The sequence below is a fragment of the Streptomyces sp. NPDC093984 genome, from assembly GCF_044764595.1.
GTDB classification, from domain to species: Bacteria; Actinomycetota; Actinomycetes; order Streptomycetales; family Streptomycetaceae; genus Streptomyces; species Streptomyces cynarae.
The window spans coordinates 336,790-352,739 of record NZ_JBIWIM010000004.1 but is presented as its reverse complement, the minus strand read 5'-3'; the positions used below and the strand labels follow the sequence as shown (position 1 = coordinate 352,739).

Genomic DNA, 15,950 nt, shown 5'->3' with positions numbered 1-15,950 from the left:
GCGGAGGTTCAGTCCGTGACGTACACGCCGAAGTCCTTCAGCGTCAGCCGCACGCCCTGTCCCCACAGGGACGGCCGCGCCGCGCTGCCCCCCTGCGGCTCCAGCGGTGGCCCGCCGTCGGGACCGGCCGCGTTGAGCAGGGTGAAGCAGGCGTACCCGGTCAGCAGCTGACGCGGCCGGATGGCCTCCTCCACGCCGTCCGCACCGATCAGCAGGCGGCCGCGGTCGGCGGGACCGTGGCCGCCGATGCGGTCGACGGTGAGCACCTCGGCGCCGTCCACCCACCACCGGGCGGTGCCCGTCGTACGGTCGTAGCCGAGGGCGAGCCGGTGCGCCTGCCCGGGGGTCCGGTCGGCGACCGGGACGGCACGGCAGAAGGCCGTCGGGTCGTCGGGCCCCTGCGCGAACCGCTCGTACAGGGCGTAGACGCGACGGTTGGTGAGCGACAGATTGAGGACGAGCCGGGTCTCCACGTCCGCGGCGATCAGCGCGCCGGCCGCCAGGCGCAGATCCGTGTCCGGGTCGGCGACGCCGGCACCGAAGGGGTGCCCTGCCACCCCGAAGGCCTCGGCCGCCATCTCACTGCGCACGGTGAGCGTGCCGGTGACGTCGAATCCCGGGAAACCGGAGGACGCGGTGTGCCGGGGGATCGCCCGCCACCGCATGTGGTCCTCGCCGGTGCCCGGCATGTCGCCGAAGGCCCAGCTCGGTTCGCCCGTCCCGGGGTGCCGAGCGGTGGGGTCCACGACCAGCCCGCCGGGGGTCGGCCGTGCCGTCCCGTCGCCCGCCGGCAACGCCCCGGCGGCACGCAGGTCCCAGCGGGCGCCGTCGCCGTGCGCGTCCAGGCCGCCGGAGAAGTCGTCGAGGAAGGCCGGGCGGCCGGCCACGTGGGCCGGGCCGCCCGCCATCGTGTCGTCGAGGGAGGTCACGCGCTCAGCCCTTCGCCAGAGCCGCGACGATGTCGACCACCTCCGCCGGGCTCGGCAGCTCGGCGATCTCCTGGGCGATGTCCCGCGACCGCTTCAGATACGACGGCTCGTCCAGCAGCTCCCGGCACGCCGCGGCGATGACCTCGCCGCTGTCCTCGCCGCTCAGCACCATCTTCGCGGCGCCGTACTCGACGAGGTTCTCCGTCATGCCCACCTGCTTGGGCATGGCGGGGATGACGAGCTGCGGGATGCCCGCGGTCATGGCGGACAGCATGGTGTTGCCGCCGCCACGGTGGACGAGCAGATCGCTGGAGCGCATCAGCACGTCGATGGGCAGCCACCCGGCCCGCACCCCCTCGGGCAGCGGACCCAGCAGGTTCGCCACCTCGTCGGGAACGGCGATGACCATCTCCATGCCGAGCGGTCCCACCTTCTCGACCAGGTCGCGCAGCGGGGCGAGCTCGTAGTCCGGGGTGACGCGGCTGCCCGCCGAGACGACGACCCGAGGCTTCTCGGGCTTGGTGTACATCCACGGGTCGAGCTTCTTGTGCGTGTTGTACGGCACGTACCGCATCGACTGCGACGGGATGGCGTCCTCGGGACGCACGCTCGGCGGGCAGATGTCGATGAACAGGTCCTCGCCGGGGATCTCCGAGAGGCCGAACTTCTCCAGCTCGGGGGCGAGTTCCGCGGCCGCGCCGAGGTCGATGTTGGCCGGCTCGCCCATGTTCAGCGCGTGCCGCACGAAGGGGATCCCGAAGTGCGCGGCGATGATGGGGGCGGCGTAGGACAGGGAGCCGCCCACGATGACGTCCGGCCGCCACCGCTCGATCAACGGAACCAGACCCTCTAGGCTGGCCGCCGCCAGCCGGCCCATGCCGTGGCCGTTGAACAGGTTCCACTCGTCCGGGTCGTCCGGCTCGACGGCCGGGTTGCCCTCGCGGTCCTGGTACATGAACTGCGGCATGGTGCCCGTGGTGAGGGAGACGCCGGGCAGACCGGCACTCGCCACCGCGGGCAGCGTGTTCTCGGTGACGCCGACGAAGACTTCATGACCTGCGTTGCGGGCTGCGGTGGCCAGCGGGACCAGCGGGAAGACCGCGCCCCGGCTTCCGCCCGAGATGAAGAGGATTCGCATGCGGGCGACGCTAGGACCGGGGAGTCGAACCCCCCTTGAGCCGGAGTGGACCGGGGCTCAGAACAAACCGAGGCTCAGGCAGGCGACAAGGGTGCGGGCCTGCACGTTGAGGTAGTTGCTGTGCCGCAGCAGCTCCTGGGCCTGGTGCAGCGTCACCCAGCAGTGTCCTTCCGGCTCGGTGAGCGGGAAGTCGTCGTCGGCCTCGACGACCAGGTTGCGGGTCACCGCGTGGTGGAACCGGCCGCCTTCCTCGGACTGCACGGCGTCGTAGCGGATCCGGTCGCGCGGCGTTGACAGCAGCCGGCCGAGCAGCTCGGTGCCTCCGCCGGCGGCATGGTGGGAGGGGGAGCACTGAACGCTCGGCGCGTACTCGCACACGTTCAGCGTGCCCGCCTCCACGCGGGCCTCCAGCAGCAGGTGGAGCACGCCGTCGATCCGCTTCACGAACAGCCCCGACAGCCCCGCGACGGGCGCCACCAGCGGCTGCGACCAACGCCCCACCTCGCGCCGCTCGGCCCGTACGTCGACCCCGACCACCTCGAAGTGCCGTCCGTCGGGCCGGGCGATCCCGCGCTCCGTCCGCTGCCACGACCCCTCGTCGAGGACCTCACGCAGCGGTACGCGGCGCTGCACCAACTCGTGGCGGGACCGGGCGTCGGTCAGCCTGCGCAGCACCTCCTGCAGGCTGTGCACGGACCCGTACCGCGGCGCCAGGGACCGCAGGGCCGCCCGCCGGTAGGGGTCCGTGGCCGCGTCGACCAGTTCGGGCGCGGGCTGTCCGCAGGGCAGGGTCGACAGGACCGTACGGGAGTCCATGTTGACCAGGTTGTCGCTCCTCAGCAGCTCGCCGAGCTCGGGCAGCGTCACCCAGCGGAAGCCGTCGAGCAGCGGCACCTCTTCCCGCGTCTCCACCACCATGTTGCGGTTCCGCTTGTGCAGGAACCACCAGCCCTGCTCCGACTGGAGGGAGTCGGCGAGTACCGTGCCCCGGTGCGGGCCCATGAAGTACTCCAGGTACGGCACGCGCCGGCCGCGGTGCACCCCGGTGTAGTTGCTGCGCGTTGCCTGCACGGTGGGCGACAGCTGCACGGTGTTGATGTTCCCGGGCTCCATCTTCGCCTGCATCAGCAGGTGCGGTACGCCGTCGAACCGCTTGAGGAGAATGCCCAGCACGCCGATCTCGGACTGCACGATCACCGGCTGCGTCCATTCACGAGGGCGGCGGAAACCGGTGCGCACCCGCAGGCCGGAGATGGCGAAGAACCCTCCGGACTCGTGCACCAGGTCGCCGCTGCCGTCCTCGAAGTGCCATCCGGACAGCTCGGAGAGGGGGACCCGGTCGACCCTGTAGTGGTGGATCCGGGTCTGCTCCGCGAACCACTGCCGGAATTCGGGGAGACCCCCGGCCGGGCCGGTGACAGGCCGGGCGACATGCCAGAAGCCGTCCGCCGGGCCGCTGCCGCGGGCCTCACCGACCGCTTGTGACGGCGTTGCCATACCATTCGCCAATGTCATGTCGGGCACCGTCGCCGCGCCTGCTCGAGCCGTGGTCGAGCACCGGCCGAGGACTCCTCCTCCGATTCCGCGTCCCTCTCGCGCAGGGCGGCGGCCCGAGCCAGTGTCGACCGGGGCTTGAGCGGAGGTCAGCAGGCTTCGCGGCATGAAGGCGCTTGTATTGTCCGGAGGAACAGGCTCGCGACTGCGGCCTTTCACCTATTCGACGGCCAAGCAACTGCTCCCGGTGGCCAACAAGCCCGTGCTCCGGCACTGCCTGGAGAAGATCCAGGAGGCCGGCGTGACCGAGGTCGGGATCATCGTCGGTGATCACGGCGACCAGATCAGGGCGGCCATCGGCGACGGGGCCCACCTCGGACTGCGGATCACGTACATCAGGCAGCACGCCCCGCTCGGCCTGGCGCACTGCATCGCCGTCGCCGCGGAGTTCCTCGGTGACGAGGACTTCGTCATGTACCTGGGAGACAACATCCTCGCGGACGGCATCGTGCCGGCGGCGGAGAACTTCCGGGCCTCCGGGTGCGACGCGACCGTGCTCGTCGCACCCGTGCCCGACCCACGGGCGTACGGCGTCGCGGAGCTGGACGCCGGCGGCCGCATCCGTCGCCTGGTGGAGAAGCCCCCGGAGCCGAAGAGCGATCTCGCGGTCATCGGTGTGTACTTCTTCACGGGCGCGATCCACCGGTCCGTCGCCGCCATCCGCCCGAGCGGCCGCGGCGAGCTGGAGATCACGGACGCGATCCAGCACCTGCTGGACAACGGCGGCACCGTGCTCGCCGAGAGGTACCGGGGGTACTGGAAGGACACCGGCCGGCCCGAGGACCTCCTGGAGTGCAACCGGGAACTGCTGTCCCGGCTCCGGCCGCGGGTCGAGGGCGAGATCGACGCCGAGACCTCCGTCGAGGGGCCCGTCGTCATCGAGGCGGACGCCAAGATCATCCGGTCCCGGCTGGTCGGCCCGCTGGTCATCGGTGCCGGCAGCGTCATCTCGGACAGCGCCATCGGTCCCGGTGTCGCGGTCGGCCGCGAGTGCGTGGTCAGCAGCGCGGGGTTGTCCGATTCGATCCTGCTCGAGGGCGCCGCCGTGGACAGTGTGCCGGCCCTGCGTCACTCGATCATCGGCCGGTGGGCCAAACTCAGCGCCGCGGACGGTACGCGACCGTCGCGGCTCATCGTCGGTGATCACGCCCAAGCGGAGGTGGCGACATGAAGGTGCTGGTGACCGGTGGTGCCGGTTTCATCGGGTCCCACTACGTGCGGTCCATGCTGGCCGGCGCGTACCCGGGATACGAGGACGCCGAGATCACCGTGCTCGACAAGGTGACCTACGCCGGCAGCCTGGACAACCTGCCCAGCGACGACCCCCGGCTCTTCTTCGTCCGCGGGGACGTCTGCGACCAGGACCTGCTGCGGCTGTTGCTGCCGGGCCACGACATGGTGGTCCACTTCGCGGCGGAGAGCCATGTCGACCGCTCGCTGCAGGCCGCCGCGGCGTTCGTCCGCACCAACGTCGGCGGAACCCAGTGCCTTCTGGAGACCTGCGTGGAGGTCGGCGTGCGCACCGTCGTCCACGTGTCGACGGACGAGGTCTACGGCTCGATCCCCACCGGCTCATGGGACGAGAACGAGCCGCTGCTGCCCAACTCCCCGTACGCGGCATCGAAGGCGGGCAGCGACCTGATAGCCCGCGCCTTCTGGCGCACCCACAATCTGGACGTGCGCATCACCCGCTGCTCCAACAACTACGGCCCGCGCCAGCACCCCGAGAAGTTCCTGCCGCGTTTCATCACCAACCTGCTCAGCGGGCTGCCCGTCCCGCTCTACGGCGACGGGCGCAACTCCCGCGAGTGGCTGCACGTCGACGACCACTGCCAGGCCATCCAGCTGGTCCTCACCAAGGGCGCGGCCGGCGAGATCTACAACGTGGGCGGCGGCACGGAGCTCACCAACCGGGAGGTCACCGCCCGGCTGCTGGAGCTGTGCGGGGCGGACTGGGACCTGGTCCGCCACGTCGAGGACCGCAAGGGCCACGACCTGCGGTACTCCATCGACGACAGCAAGATCCGCGAGCAGCTGGGATACGCGCCGCGCTGGTCCTTCGAGGAGGGGCTCGCCGACCTCGTCGCCTGGTACAGGGACCACCCCGGCTTCTGGGAGCCGCTGCGCGCGCTGGAGGGCTCGGCATGACACCCGCCTCCGGGCCGGTCGTCCGCCTGGGGCTGATGGGCTGTGCGGACATCGCCCTGCGCCGGGTGCTGCCCACCGTGGCCCGGCTTCCCCGGCTCTCGCTCACCGCGGTCGCCAGCCGCGACCGGGAGCGTGCCGAGCGGGTGACGGCCCGGTTCGGCGGGCGCGCGGTGGCGGACTACGGGCAACTGCTGGACCGGGAGGACGTCGACGCCGTCTACGTTCCGCTGCCCACCGGGCTGCACGCCGAGTGGGTCGGCCGCGCCCTGGCGGCGGGCAAGCACGTCCTCGCCGAGAAGCCGCTCACCACGGACCCGGCGGCCACCGAAGCGCTCGTGACGCAGGCGCGGGCGGCCGGCCTCGTGCTGCACGAGAACTTCATGTTCCTCCACCACCGGCGTCAGCACCGGGTCCGCGCACTTCTCGACAGCGGCGCGATCGGCGAACTCCGCTCCTTCTCCGCGGCATTCGCCATCCCGCCCCGCGACCGCTCCGACATCCGGTACCAGGCGGCGCTGGGCGGCGGTGCCCGACTCGACGTGGGCGCCTATCCCGTCCGGGCCGCGCTGTACTTCCTCGGTCCCGGCACCCAGGTCGTGGGATCGGCCCTGAGGTACGAGGAGGCCCCGGGCGTGGACGTCGCCGGAGGAGCGCTCGTCAACCGGCCCGACGGAGTCGTCGGCCAGCTCGTCTTCGGCCTGGACCACGCCTACACCTCCCGCTACGAGTTGCTGGGCACGGAGGGCCGCATCACCGTGGACCGCGCGTTCACCCCGCCCGCCGACCACGCGCCGGTGATCCGCGTCGAACGGGGCGGCGGTGTCGAGGAGTTGGTCCTCGAACCGGACGACCAGTGCGCCAACACGCTGACCGCCTTCGCGGACGCCGTGTCGCGCGGGCGGCCCTGTGCCGACCCTTCGCTCGTCCACCAGGCCCGGCTGCTCGACGACGTGCGCCGGCTGGCCGTCGTCACGGTCGCACACGGCGCGGGGGCCTCCCGGTGAGAGGCCCCCGCGCTCGTCGACGGCTGCGTCCGGCTCAGTAGTTGCCGAGGCCGCCGCAGACGTTGAGCGCCTGCGCCGTCACCGCGGCGGCGTCGTCGCCGACCAGGTACTCGACCATCGCGGCGACCTCGCGCGTCTCCACGTAACGGCCCAGCGGCACCCGCGTGGTGATCCGGTCGTGGGCCTCCTGCTCGGTGACCCCCCAGATGGCGCCGTAGTGCTCACGCACCCGCTCCGCCATCGGCGTCTCGACGAAGCCCGGGCACACCGCGTTCACGGTGATGCCGGTCCGGGCCAGTTCGAGCCCGAGCGCCTTGGAGAAGCCCACCACGCCGTGCTTGGAGGCGGAGTACGGGGCGGCGTGCACGACGCCCTGCTTCCCGCCCGTGGAGGCGATGTTGATGATCCGGCCGCGGTCCTTGTCGAGCATGCCGCCCGTGGTGAGGACCTCCTTGGTGACCAGGAAGACGCTGTTGAGATTGGTGTTGATCACGTCCAGCCACAGCTCGTCCGGGATCTCCGCGGTGGCCCCGCCACCGCTGCGGCCGGCGTTGTTGACCAGGATGTCGATCGGCCCGAAGCGCTCCACCGCGGCCCTGACCAGGGCCCGGATCTGCTCCGGCTGCGCCACGTCGCACGTGGTGCCGTCGACGTCCAGCCCCTGGTCCTGCAGCTCCTTGACCGTGGCGGCCAGCTGCTGCTCCTGCCGGGCGCAGAGGTAGACGCGTGCGCCGAGCCCGGCCAGCCGCTTGGTGATCTCCAGCCCGATACCGCTGGTGGCCCCGGTGACCAGCGCGACCGGTTTGACTGCCTCCGCCATGTTTCCTCCATGACCCGCGTTCACTCCGACGGGCCGAGCCTGCGCCCAGGGCCTTGAGCGGTGGTCGAAGAGTTCTCGACGGCACCGCGGCCCGAGCCGTGGGCCCGAGCCGTGGGCCCGAGCGGTGTCGGCGGCGCTCGAGCGACCTTCGAGGCGGCCGGTACACGGTGGGAACCTCGCCGATCCGGCACCGGAGGAAGCCATGACCAACACGCCCGTGCCGCCCCATGAGTACGCGCGGATCCAGCAGTTCTACGCCCGCCAGATGCAAGCGCTGGACGAGGGCAGGTTCGAGGAGTACGCCGCCACGTTCACGGAGGACGGCACCTTCCAGCACACTCCCGGCACCGAACCCGCCCGCACGCGCCAGGGCATCGTCGCCGAACTCGTGCGCTTCCACGAGCGGTACCGGGACGAACCGGTCCAGCGGCGGCACTGGTTCAGCCAGATCGTGCTCGACCCCCAACCGGACGGCACCCTTCGCTCCACGGTGTACTGCCTGGTGGTGCGCACCCGCCCCGGCGGCAAGCCGGAACCGGAGATCTGGCCCAGCTGCGTCGTGCGCGACGTGCTGGAGACGTCCGGCGACCGGGTTCTGATGCGCTCCCGCGTCGTCGACTACGACCACATGGGCTGAACGTCCGCCCTGGTGGCCGCCGCCGGGTCCGGCGGCGGCCACCAGGACCTGGACGAGCCGGGAAGGAGCCGTGCGGGCGTCAGGGCCTGGACGAGCCGGGAGCGAGCCGGCGGGCCGTCAGGCCGCGACGAGGGGCAGGGGCGCGTCGGCGGTGTACTCCGGGGCGTCCAGCGCCGGGTCCCCGACCAGGACCGCCTGGTGCAGCTGCTGCAGCCGCGGGGAGGGCACGATGCCCAGCTCGTCGTCCAGCGTCCTGCGCAGCTGCTGGAAGACCTCCAGCGCCCGCCAGACCGCACCGGACCGGTAGAAGGCCAGCATCAGATTGCCGGCGAAGGTCTCGTGCAGCGGGTGCTGGGTGGTCAGGACCCGCAACTCGGCGAGAAGCTCCGCGTGCCGGCCCAGCTGCAGATCGGCCTTGATCCGCTGCTCCAGAACCCGCATGCGTGCTTCCTGGATGCCCAGCGTCTCCATCTCCAGCACCCGGCCCATCGGCACGTCCATGAGCGCGTTCCCCCGCCACAGGGACAGCGCCCGCCCGAGAAGCGACGAGGCGCTTCGGGCGTCACCGGCGTCCAGGGCCGTCGTGCCCTGAGCGGAGAGCTGCTCGAACTCCCGGAGGTCACAGACGTCCGGGCGCACGCCGATGCTGTAGCCGCCGAACCGGGTGCTCAGGACGTCCTTGGCGCTCGCGCCCTGTTCCGCCGGCAGGGTGGAGACGATCTTCCGCCTCAGCTGCAGGATGTACGTCTGCAGCGTGGTGACCGCACTGCGCGGCAGGTCGTCACCCCACACCTCCTCCATCAGGGTCGTCACCGGCACGATCTGGCCCGCCCTGATGGCGAGGAGCGCCAGGACCTGCCGCGGCTTTCCCGCGCTCGGAACAATCGACACCCCGTTCATGCGGATCTCAACCGGGCCGAGTATCTCGATTTCCATGGTGGGAGCCTCTCTTCGGGCGCAGCCCTGGTCATGGGCGGCGCCCTGGTCGACGAGTGCTTCTCGAGCCTTCCACGAGGCGTCCGCCAGGCAGTAGTGCCCCCCTCACAGAGATCTCGTGACGAACTCACGCAACCGGAAGGCGTGTATGAGCTTTTAACGCGGCCTGGACGACATCACTGTTTTTTCGCGGCCGCCTGACGGCACAATGAGCAACCCGTTGAACGGGCGCGAAAGCGCTCCGGGACGACCAGTGCGTGACAGACAAGTGAAGGAATCTCATCCGTGGACGGAAGACGCCGCCCGCTCGTGTCCGCAGGACCGCGGGGCGGCTCACCGGGGGGCACCGGCTTCGCACCGCGGCCCGGGTACGAGCCCCGGTCCCTGTGGTCGCTGCGCGACGACGCCGTGCTGGAGGACGAGGAGGGCGGTCGTGTGCTCGTCGTCCGCAGTGCCGTCGGCCGGGTCCGGCTGCCGTCGCCCCACCCGATCGTGCGCAGGACGCTCGACCGGATGGTGCTGGGACCGGTCTCCCTGGAGAACGCGGTGGACGCGCCGCGGGGCGCCTTCGAGGGGCCGCCCGGCACGGATGTGCTCTCGGCTCTTCCCGCCGCGCTCGCCGAGGCGCTGTGGCGCCTCCAGCACATGGTGGTGCGCTCGATCGGGCTGGACGACCGTCTCGGGCCGGTGCTCTCGGTGGTCCCGGTGTGCCGGCAGGCCCGGTTCCGTCCGGTGCTGCCGTCGCTGCACCAGTGGGTGAGGCTGTCCTGCCGCTGCACGCTGACCGTCCGGGGCGTCACCGGGGAGCTGTTCTCCCCCGAGGCGTGTCACCGGGTGCTGCTGCACCGGCCGGAGGCACTGTTCACGACGCGGATGCTGCAGGGGTACGTCACGCCGGCGCAGGCCGCGGCCGAGGCGATGGCACCGCTGCTGGCGCAGGCGATCATCGCCCATATGGCCGGGGCGGGCATGGTCACCGCCCTCCCCGGGGATGAGCCCGGTATTTCATCGTTGTACGACCCGGAAATGTTCGATCAATTCTTGCCGCAGTGGCCGGATTGAATTCCATGGCCGACCAGGAAAGCGGATCTTCATCGTCCGCTTCAGTCGCGACCTGTCATTTCGGCCGGGATCCGGAATGTCCCGACGGGGGATGCGTCACAGTTCCCCCGCCGGGGCTCGCGGCCTCCGTATGCTTCTCGTCGAACGCAATGTCCGCGTGATCTGTCGAGGAGAGTCATGGGCGGTATTGCACGGGGGAACGCGCTTTCTGAAGCAGCTTTTGAAATAAACGGGGTGAGAAGTCGCTATCTGTCGCCGTGGTTTCCGGTGATCGTCGTCGCCCTCGCCCAGTGCGGGTTCGGTGTGACCGGCACGCTGCGGCTCCTGGCGACCCACCCCTCGCCTGTGAGCATCGTGGTCTGCCTGCTCTCCTTCGCCGCGGTCCTTCTTCTGCAACTGGTCCACTGCGCGGAGCCGGCCCGGCGGTTCCGCGCCCGTCACGGCAGGTGGACACTCCTGCTCCAGGCGTTCTTCACCTTCGCGCCGGTCGTGCTCTTCGGCGCCGCCTGGGGTGGCATGGGCGGGTTCGTGGCCGGGAGCACCCTGCTCATCGTCGACGCCCCCCTCTCGTGGATTCTCTTCGCCCTCTATCCGGTGGTCGCGGGCGCTCTGGCCATGGCGAGGGGATTTCCGGTGCTCGACATCTCCTGCCTGACCGTGGGCACCGCCATGACCGGGCTGATGATCTACGGCCTGCTGTGTCTGGCGGAACTGCTGAGCGAGGCGCACCGCAACCAGGGCGAGAGCGCGCACCTCGCCGTCACCCGGGAGCGCCTGCGCTTCTCCCGCGACCTGCATGACCTGCTCGGATACAGCCTCGCCTCCATCACGCTCAAGAGCGAGCTGGTCCATCGGATGGTCGAGGACAACGAGCAGGCCCGCAAGGAACTCGGCGAGGTGCTGGACATCTCACGCCAGGCCCTGTCGGACGTGCGGACGGTGGCCTACTCCTACCGAGAGCTCTCCCTCTGCGACGAAGTCGCCGCCGTGCGAAGGGTACTGGCCGCCGCAGACGTCGATGCCGACATCGAGGCGGAGGAGGGCCGTTGGGGCTGCCAGACGGAGACCGCACTCGCCACGGTGCTCCGCGAGGGGGTCACCAACCTGCTGCGGCACGCAGAGCCGAGCCGGTGCCGCATAAGGCTTTGGGAGGAGGGCGACCATGTGCGGCTGACGCTGTCCAACGACGGCGTACGGGACAACGGTCCGCGGATGGTCGTCGGGGGCCGGGGCCTGGACAACCTCGCCGAGCGGATGGCCCGTCTGGGAGGCGCGCTCACCGCCGAGGTCGACGAGCACGGCTGGTTCCACCTCATCGCCGGCTGCCCGCTCGCCGCCCCTCAGCGGACGGTCACAACCAGCCCGCCTCCGAGGCAATCCGCACTGCGTCAAGCCGATTTCGCGCGTTGAGCTTGGCCACGGCCGACGTGAGGTAGTTGCGCACGGTACCCACCGACAGATGGACCTGGGCGGCGATCTCGGTGGTTTCCGCGCCGGACGCCGCCCAGCGCAGTACCTCCGTCTCCCGGCTGGTGAGCGGGTTGTCCTCCTGGCTCCACGCGGCATGCATCAGCTGCCGGTCCACCGCCAGCTCGTGGGCCGCGACCTTGCGCACCGCCTCCGCCAGTTCCTGGGACGGGGCGTCCTTGCGCAGATACCCCAGGGCCCCCGCGGCCAGGGCGCGCCGCAGGGTGCCGGGGCGATCCAGACTGGTGAGGATCAGCACGCCGCACTCCGGTACCCGGTCCCTCAACTGGGTGGCCGCGGTGAGCCCGTCGAGACCGGGCAGATCGAGGTCGACGATGACCACATCGGGGCGTCTCTCCAGGGCCACCGGCAGGATGACGTCTCCGGACTCGACCTCCGCGATCACTTCGAAATCCGGCTCCAGTTTCAGGAGCGCCACCAAGGCCCCACGCACCATGTGCATGTCCTCGGCCAGCATGACCCGTATCACGACTTCCCCCGGTTGATCGACAAAGTCGATACTAGCCCGCCGCAGCTTGTGAAAATGGCTGCATTTCCTGGGATTTGCTGAATTCGGCCACGTTCCGCAGCCGCCCGGCGGAGGGACTCGACCAGCCCTCCAGGAACACCCGCGACAGTCCGGGCAGGCAGGCCCTCGGACGTCCACGGGAGACATTCATGAGCGCTCGACAGTACGACCCCTCGGCAGCCACCCTGGAGGAGGTGGCCGACGGCGTGTTCGCCTATGTCCAGCCGGACGGCGGATGGTGCCTCAACAACGCCGGCCTGGTCGTCGCCGACGGCGAGGCCGCGCTGGTCGACACCGCCGCGACCGAGGAACGCGCCCGGCGACTGCGGACGGCCGTGTCCGCCGTCGCCCCCGTCCCGCCTCGGCTCGTCGTCAACACCCACTTCCACGGCGACCACGCCTTCGGGAACTTCGTCTTCCCCGAGGCCGTGGTCGTGGCCCAGCACCGGACACGCGCCGAGATGGCCGCGGCCGGGCTGCACCTGACCTCGCTGTGGCCGGATGTCGACTGGGGGAACCTGCGTCTCGTGCTGCCGACGGTGACCTACGAGGACCGGCTGACCCTCCATGTGGGCGCCCTGCGAGCCGAGTTGGTGCATGTCGGTCCGGCGCACACCACCAATGACACGGTGGTCTGGCTGCCGGAACGGGGTGTGCTGTTCACCGGCGACCTGGTCATGGCCGGGGTGACCCCGTTCTGCCCGATGGGTTCGGTGTCCGGCTCCCTGGCCGCCGTCGACCGGTTGCGCGCCTTCGGCGCACGTGTCCTCGTCACCGGGCACGGACCCGTCGCCGGGCCGGAGGTGCTCGACGTGACCGAGGGATACCTGCGCCGGATCCAGCAACTGGCCAAGGAAGGCGTGGCGGCCGGCCTCGACCCCCTCGACGTGGCACGCGAGGCCGATCTCGGCGAGTACGCCGACCTGCTGGACGCCGAGCGGCTGGTTCCGAACCTGTACCGGGCCTACGCGGAGGAGCGGGGTGCGGCCCCCGGCGACCCGCTGGACATCGGAGAGCTCTTCGGCAAGATGATCGAACACCACGGAGGCCTGCCCGTCTGCCACGCCTGAGACGCCAGGGGCCGCGCCCGCGCGGCCCCTGCCGGATCACCCCCTGGACGCGGCGAGTTCGCCGGGCCAGACCCCGAACACTCCGCGCTGGTGGAGCACCGGCGGCCGGGGGAAGACCGCGACCCCTTCCACCCTGCCGATGACGATCCAGTGGTCACCGGCCTGCAGGGACCGTGTCACCGTGCACTCGGCGTAGCCCACCACCAGGTCCGGCAGGACGGGCGCGCCCCCGGCGACCGCCGAGGGCTGCCAGCGCACGCCGGTGAACTTCCGTTCCGACCTGCTCGCGAAGGCCCGCGCCGTGTCCTGGGCGCCGTCCGCGAGCACGTTGACCACGAACGCCCCCGCCGACAGCAGCGGCGCGAGTGAGCGCGCGGACCGGTCCAGACAGACCAGCAGCAGCGGGGGGTCGATCGAGACCGACGTGACGGCACTGCAGGTGAACCCCCGAGGAGCACCGTCCGTGTCGACCGTCGTCACGATCGACACGGCCGTGGGGAACGATCCGAAGAAAGCCCGGAATTCGTCTCTAGCCACCGACATGGCACACCGCCGCCGCCCTGGGTCCGATCCATCACGTCCACAGGTCACTCTCCGCGACCGCTCTGGAGCACCACTGGATCCGGGATGGAGGCGGAAACCGGCCGCGCGGCGGTCCAGCCGGCTTCGAGCGGGGCTGTAGGGACGCGACGGACGCTCGCCGCCACGGCAGCGTCACCGCATCGGGCTCGCCCGAGCGGCGCGTATCTCATCGGAAGGGCAGGCATGACCATCGTTGATGACGGGCAGCCCGCGGACTCGATGCGGTTCCGCGTCACCGAACTCGCCGAGATCCAGGACCAGGCGCGCGGCGGACCCGGTCCGCGGGCGACCGCGGCACAGAAGGCCAAGGGCAAACTGACCGTCCGGGAACGCATCGAGCTGCTCTTCGACGAAGGGTCGTTCACGGAGATCGAGAGCCTGCGCCGGCACCGGGCCTCCGGATTCGGCATGGAGGCGAAGCGGCCCTACACGGACGGGGTGGTCACCGGCTGGGGCACAGTGGACGGCCGCACCGTGTTCGTCTACGCACATGACTTCCGCATCTACGGCGGCGCGCTCGGCGAGGCGCACGCCGCCAAGATCCACAAGGTGATGGATCTGGCCGAGGCGGCCGGCGCCCCCATCGTGGGCCTGTGCGACGGGGCGGGCGCCCGGATCCAGGAGGGCGTCACGGCGCTCGCCGGATACGGGGGGATCTTCCAGCGCAACGTCCGCAACTCCGGTGTCATTCCGCAGATCAGCGTGATCCTCGGCCCCTGCGCCGGGGGTGCCGCCTACTCCCCGGCCCTGACCGACTTCGTGCTCATGGTGCGCGGCACCGCCCAGATGTTCATCACCGGGCCCGACGTGGTGCAGGCGGTGACGGGTGAGGTGATCAGCCACGACGAGCTGGGCGGCGCCGACGCACACGCCGGGGTGTCCGGGGTGGCGAGCCTCGCCTACGACGACGAGGAGGAGTGCCTCGCGGACCTGCGCTGCCTGCTGTCCCTGCTGCCGTCCAACAACCGCGAACTCCCGCCGCACCGTCCTTCGGCCGACCCGCCCGACCGGCGCACCGGGAAACTGGCCGACCTGGTGCCCGTGGACCCCAACCGCTCCTACGACATGCGCGCCGTCATCGAGGAAATCGTCGACGACGGCGACCACTTCGAGATCCAGCCGCTGTGGGCGACCAACGTCATCTGCGCCCTGGCCCGGATGGACGGGCACGTGGTGGGGATCGTCGCCAACCAGCCGGCGTCGCTCGCCGGCGTGCTGGACATCCACGCCAGCGAGAAGGCCGCCCGCTTCGTCGCCCTGTGCGACGCGTTCAACATCCCGCTGATCACGCTGGTCGACGTGCCGGGATTCCTGCCCGGCGTGGACCAGGAGCACGGCGGGATCATCCGGCACGGCGCCAAGCTGCTGTACGCGTACTGCAACGCCACCGTGCCGAGGGTCCAGGTGATCCTGCGCAAGGCGTACGGCGGCGCGTACATCGTGATGGACTCCCGCTCCATCGGCGCCGACGTGTCCTTCGCCTGGCCCACCAACGAGATCGCGGTGATGGGCGCGGAGGGAGCGGCGAACGTCATCTTCCGCCGCGAGATCGCGGCAGCGGAGGATCCCGACGCGGTGCGCACGCAGAAGGTGAAGGAGTACCGGAGCGAGCTCATGCACCCCTACTACGCCGCCGAACGCGGCCTCGTCGACGATGTCATCGACCCGGCCGAGACACGGCACCGGCTCATCGGGGCGCTCGCCATGCTGCGGGCCAAGCACGTCCCGCTGCCCAGCCGCAAGCACGGGAACCAGCCGCAGTGACCGGCGAAGAACCGCTGTTCCGGGTGGTCCGGGGCACACCGCGGGAACCCGAACTGGCCGCGCTGACATCGGTGCTCTACGGCCTGGCCCGCCGGGAGAACGCCGAACCCGGCGCCGGAAGGCCGTCCCAGGCCCCGTGGGGCCGACCACAGACGCCGGCCGGCGCATGGTCCGGCGCACGAGCCCCGTCATGGCGCCCGATGCTGCCGTGACCCGATCCAGGCGCGATCGGGTCTCGGTGATCTCCGCCCCGCCCGCTACCGCCCCAGCCGCTATCGGCGCCTGATCTTTCCGTGCTAGGTTGCGCCCC

The 15,950-nt window shown here is 70.9% G+C and carries 16 protein-coding genes; 9 read left to right on the top strand and 7 right to left on the bottom strand.

Annotated elements, in window-relative coordinates:
* Positions 1-8: 8 nt before the first annotated feature.
* The 3 genes from ACIRC0_RS17610 to ACIRC0_RS17600 are packed head-to-tail and all read right to left on the bottom strand — an operon-like array spanning position 9 to position 3,582.
* Complete coding sequence (locus ACIRC0_RS17610) at positions 9-929, bottom strand: DUF6081 family protein (protein ID WP_403617047.1); 921 nt, start codon at positions 927-929, stop codon at positions 9-11.
* A 4-nt stretch (positions 930-933) separates the two neighbouring features.
* Positions 934-2,067, bottom strand: a complete 1,134-nt coding sequence (locus ACIRC0_RS17605; protein WP_403617046.1) for a glycosyltransferase — start codon at positions 2,065-2,067, stop codon at positions 934-936.
* A gap of 57 nt (positions 2,068-2,124) precedes the next feature.
* On the bottom strand, positions 2,125-3,582 hold the full coding sequence (locus ACIRC0_RS17600) for an NDP-hexose 2,3-dehydratase family protein (RefSeq protein ID WP_403617045.1): 1,458 nt from the start codon (positions 3,580-3,582) through the stop codon (positions 2,125-2,127).
* A 145-nt stretch (positions 3,583-3,727) separates the two neighbouring features.
* Between ACIRC0_RS17600 and ACIRC0_RS17595 the strand changes: the two genes are divergently transcribed.
* Genes ACIRC0_RS17595 through ACIRC0_RS17585 form a run of 3 tightly spaced genes read left to right on the top strand, consistent with a single transcriptional unit; the run spans position 3,728 to position 6,773 of the window.
* Positions 3,728-4,792 (top strand): glucose-1-phosphate thymidylyltransferase, encoded by a 1,065-nt coding sequence (locus ACIRC0_RS17595; RefSeq protein WP_403617044.1) that lies wholly within the window; start codon positions 3,728-3,730, stop codon positions 4,790-4,792.
* Positions 4,789-5,769, top strand: coding sequence for a dTDP-glucose 4,6-dehydratase (rfbB, locus tag ACIRC0_RS17590; protein WP_403617043.1), 981 nt, complete (start codon positions 4,789-4,791; stop codon positions 5,767-5,769). The genes ACIRC0_RS17595 and rfbB overlap by 4 nt, the downstream gene beginning before the upstream one ends.
* A complete protein-coding gene (locus ACIRC0_RS17585; protein ID WP_403617042.1) occupies positions 5,766-6,773 on the top strand; it encodes a Gfo/Idh/MocA family protein in 1,008 nt (335 codons plus the stop codon). The genes rfbB and ACIRC0_RS17585 overlap by 4 nt, the downstream gene beginning before the upstream one ends.
* A 34-nt stretch (positions 6,774-6,807) precedes the next feature.
* On the opposite strand, the gene ACIRC0_RS17580 is transcribed toward ACIRC0_RS17585, so the two are convergent.
* On the bottom strand, positions 6,808-7,593 hold the full coding sequence (locus ACIRC0_RS17580; protein WP_403617041.1) for a 3-oxoacyl-ACP reductase: 786 nt from the start codon (positions 7,591-7,593) through the stop codon (positions 6,808-6,810).
* Positions 7,594-7,795: 202 nt separating this feature from the next.
* Between ACIRC0_RS17580 and ACIRC0_RS17575 the strand changes: the two genes are divergently transcribed.
* Positions 7,796-8,230: a nuclear transport factor 2 family protein gene (locus tag ACIRC0_RS17575; RefSeq protein WP_403617040.1), complete on the top strand. Its 435-nt coding sequence runs from the start codon at positions 7,796-7,798 to the stop codon at positions 8,228-8,230.
* Positions 8,231-8,347: 117 nt separating this feature from the next.
* Here ACIRC0_RS17575 and ACIRC0_RS17570 read toward each other — a convergent pair whose 3' ends face one another.
* Positions 8,348-9,166: a BTAD domain-containing putative transcriptional regulator gene (locus ACIRC0_RS17570; protein WP_403617039.1), complete on the bottom strand. Its 819-nt coding sequence runs from the start codon at positions 9,164-9,166 to the stop codon at positions 8,348-8,350.
* Positions 9,167-9,451: 285 nt separating this feature from the next.
* On the opposite strand from ACIRC0_RS17570, the gene ACIRC0_RS17565 reads away from it, so the two are divergent.
* Together ACIRC0_RS17565 and ACIRC0_RS17560 are read left to right on the top strand one after the other, a co-directional pair.
* Positions 9,452-10,228, top strand: a complete 777-nt coding sequence (locus ACIRC0_RS17565) for a hypothetical protein (protein WP_403617038.1) — start codon at positions 9,452-9,454, stop codon at positions 10,226-10,228.
* Positions 10,229-10,462: 234 nt separating this feature from the next.
* A complete protein-coding gene (locus tag ACIRC0_RS17560; RefSeq protein ID WP_403617037.1) occupies positions 10,463-11,638 on the top strand; it encodes a sensor histidine kinase in 1,176 nt (391 codons plus the stop codon).
* On the opposite strand, the gene ACIRC0_RS17555 is transcribed toward ACIRC0_RS17560, so the two are convergent.
* Positions 11,580-12,173, bottom strand: coding sequence for a DNA-binding response regulator (locus ACIRC0_RS17555; RefSeq protein WP_403617036.1), 594 nt, complete (start codon positions 12,171-12,173; stop codon positions 11,580-11,582). The two genes, ACIRC0_RS17560 and ACIRC0_RS17555, sit on opposite strands and share 59 nt — an antisense overlap.
* A gap of 200 nt (positions 12,174-12,373) precedes the next feature.
* On the opposite strand from ACIRC0_RS17555, the gene ACIRC0_RS17550 reads away from it, so the two are divergent.
* Positions 12,374-13,294 carry an MBL fold metallo-hydrolase gene (locus tag ACIRC0_RS17550; protein ID WP_403617035.1) on the top strand — a complete coding sequence of 307 codons (921 nt, stop codon included), beginning with the start codon at positions 12,374-12,376 and terminating at the stop codon, positions 13,292-13,294.
* A 36-nt stretch (positions 13,295-13,330) separates the two neighbouring features.
* Here ACIRC0_RS17550 and ACIRC0_RS17545 read toward each other — a convergent pair whose 3' ends face one another.
* Positions 13,331-13,837 carry a flavin reductase family protein gene (locus ACIRC0_RS17545; protein WP_403617034.1) on the bottom strand — a complete coding sequence of 169 codons (507 nt, stop codon included), beginning with the start codon at positions 13,835-13,837 and terminating at the stop codon, positions 13,331-13,333.
* 222 nt (positions 13,838-14,059) lie between these two features.
* Here ACIRC0_RS17545 and ACIRC0_RS17540 point away from each other — a divergent pair, with 222 nt between their 5' ends.
* Positions 14,060-15,640: an acyl-CoA carboxylase subunit beta gene (locus tag ACIRC0_RS17540; protein ID WP_403617033.1), complete on the top strand. Its 1,581-nt coding sequence runs from the start codon at positions 14,060-14,062 to the stop codon at positions 15,638-15,640.
* Positions 15,637-15,852, top strand: a complete 216-nt coding sequence (locus ACIRC0_RS17535; RefSeq protein WP_403617032.1) for an acyl-CoA carboxylase subunit epsilon — start codon at positions 15,637-15,639, stop codon at positions 15,850-15,852. The genes ACIRC0_RS17540 and ACIRC0_RS17535 overlap by 4 nt, the downstream gene beginning before the upstream one ends.
* Positions 15,853-15,950 lie beyond the last annotated feature (98 nt).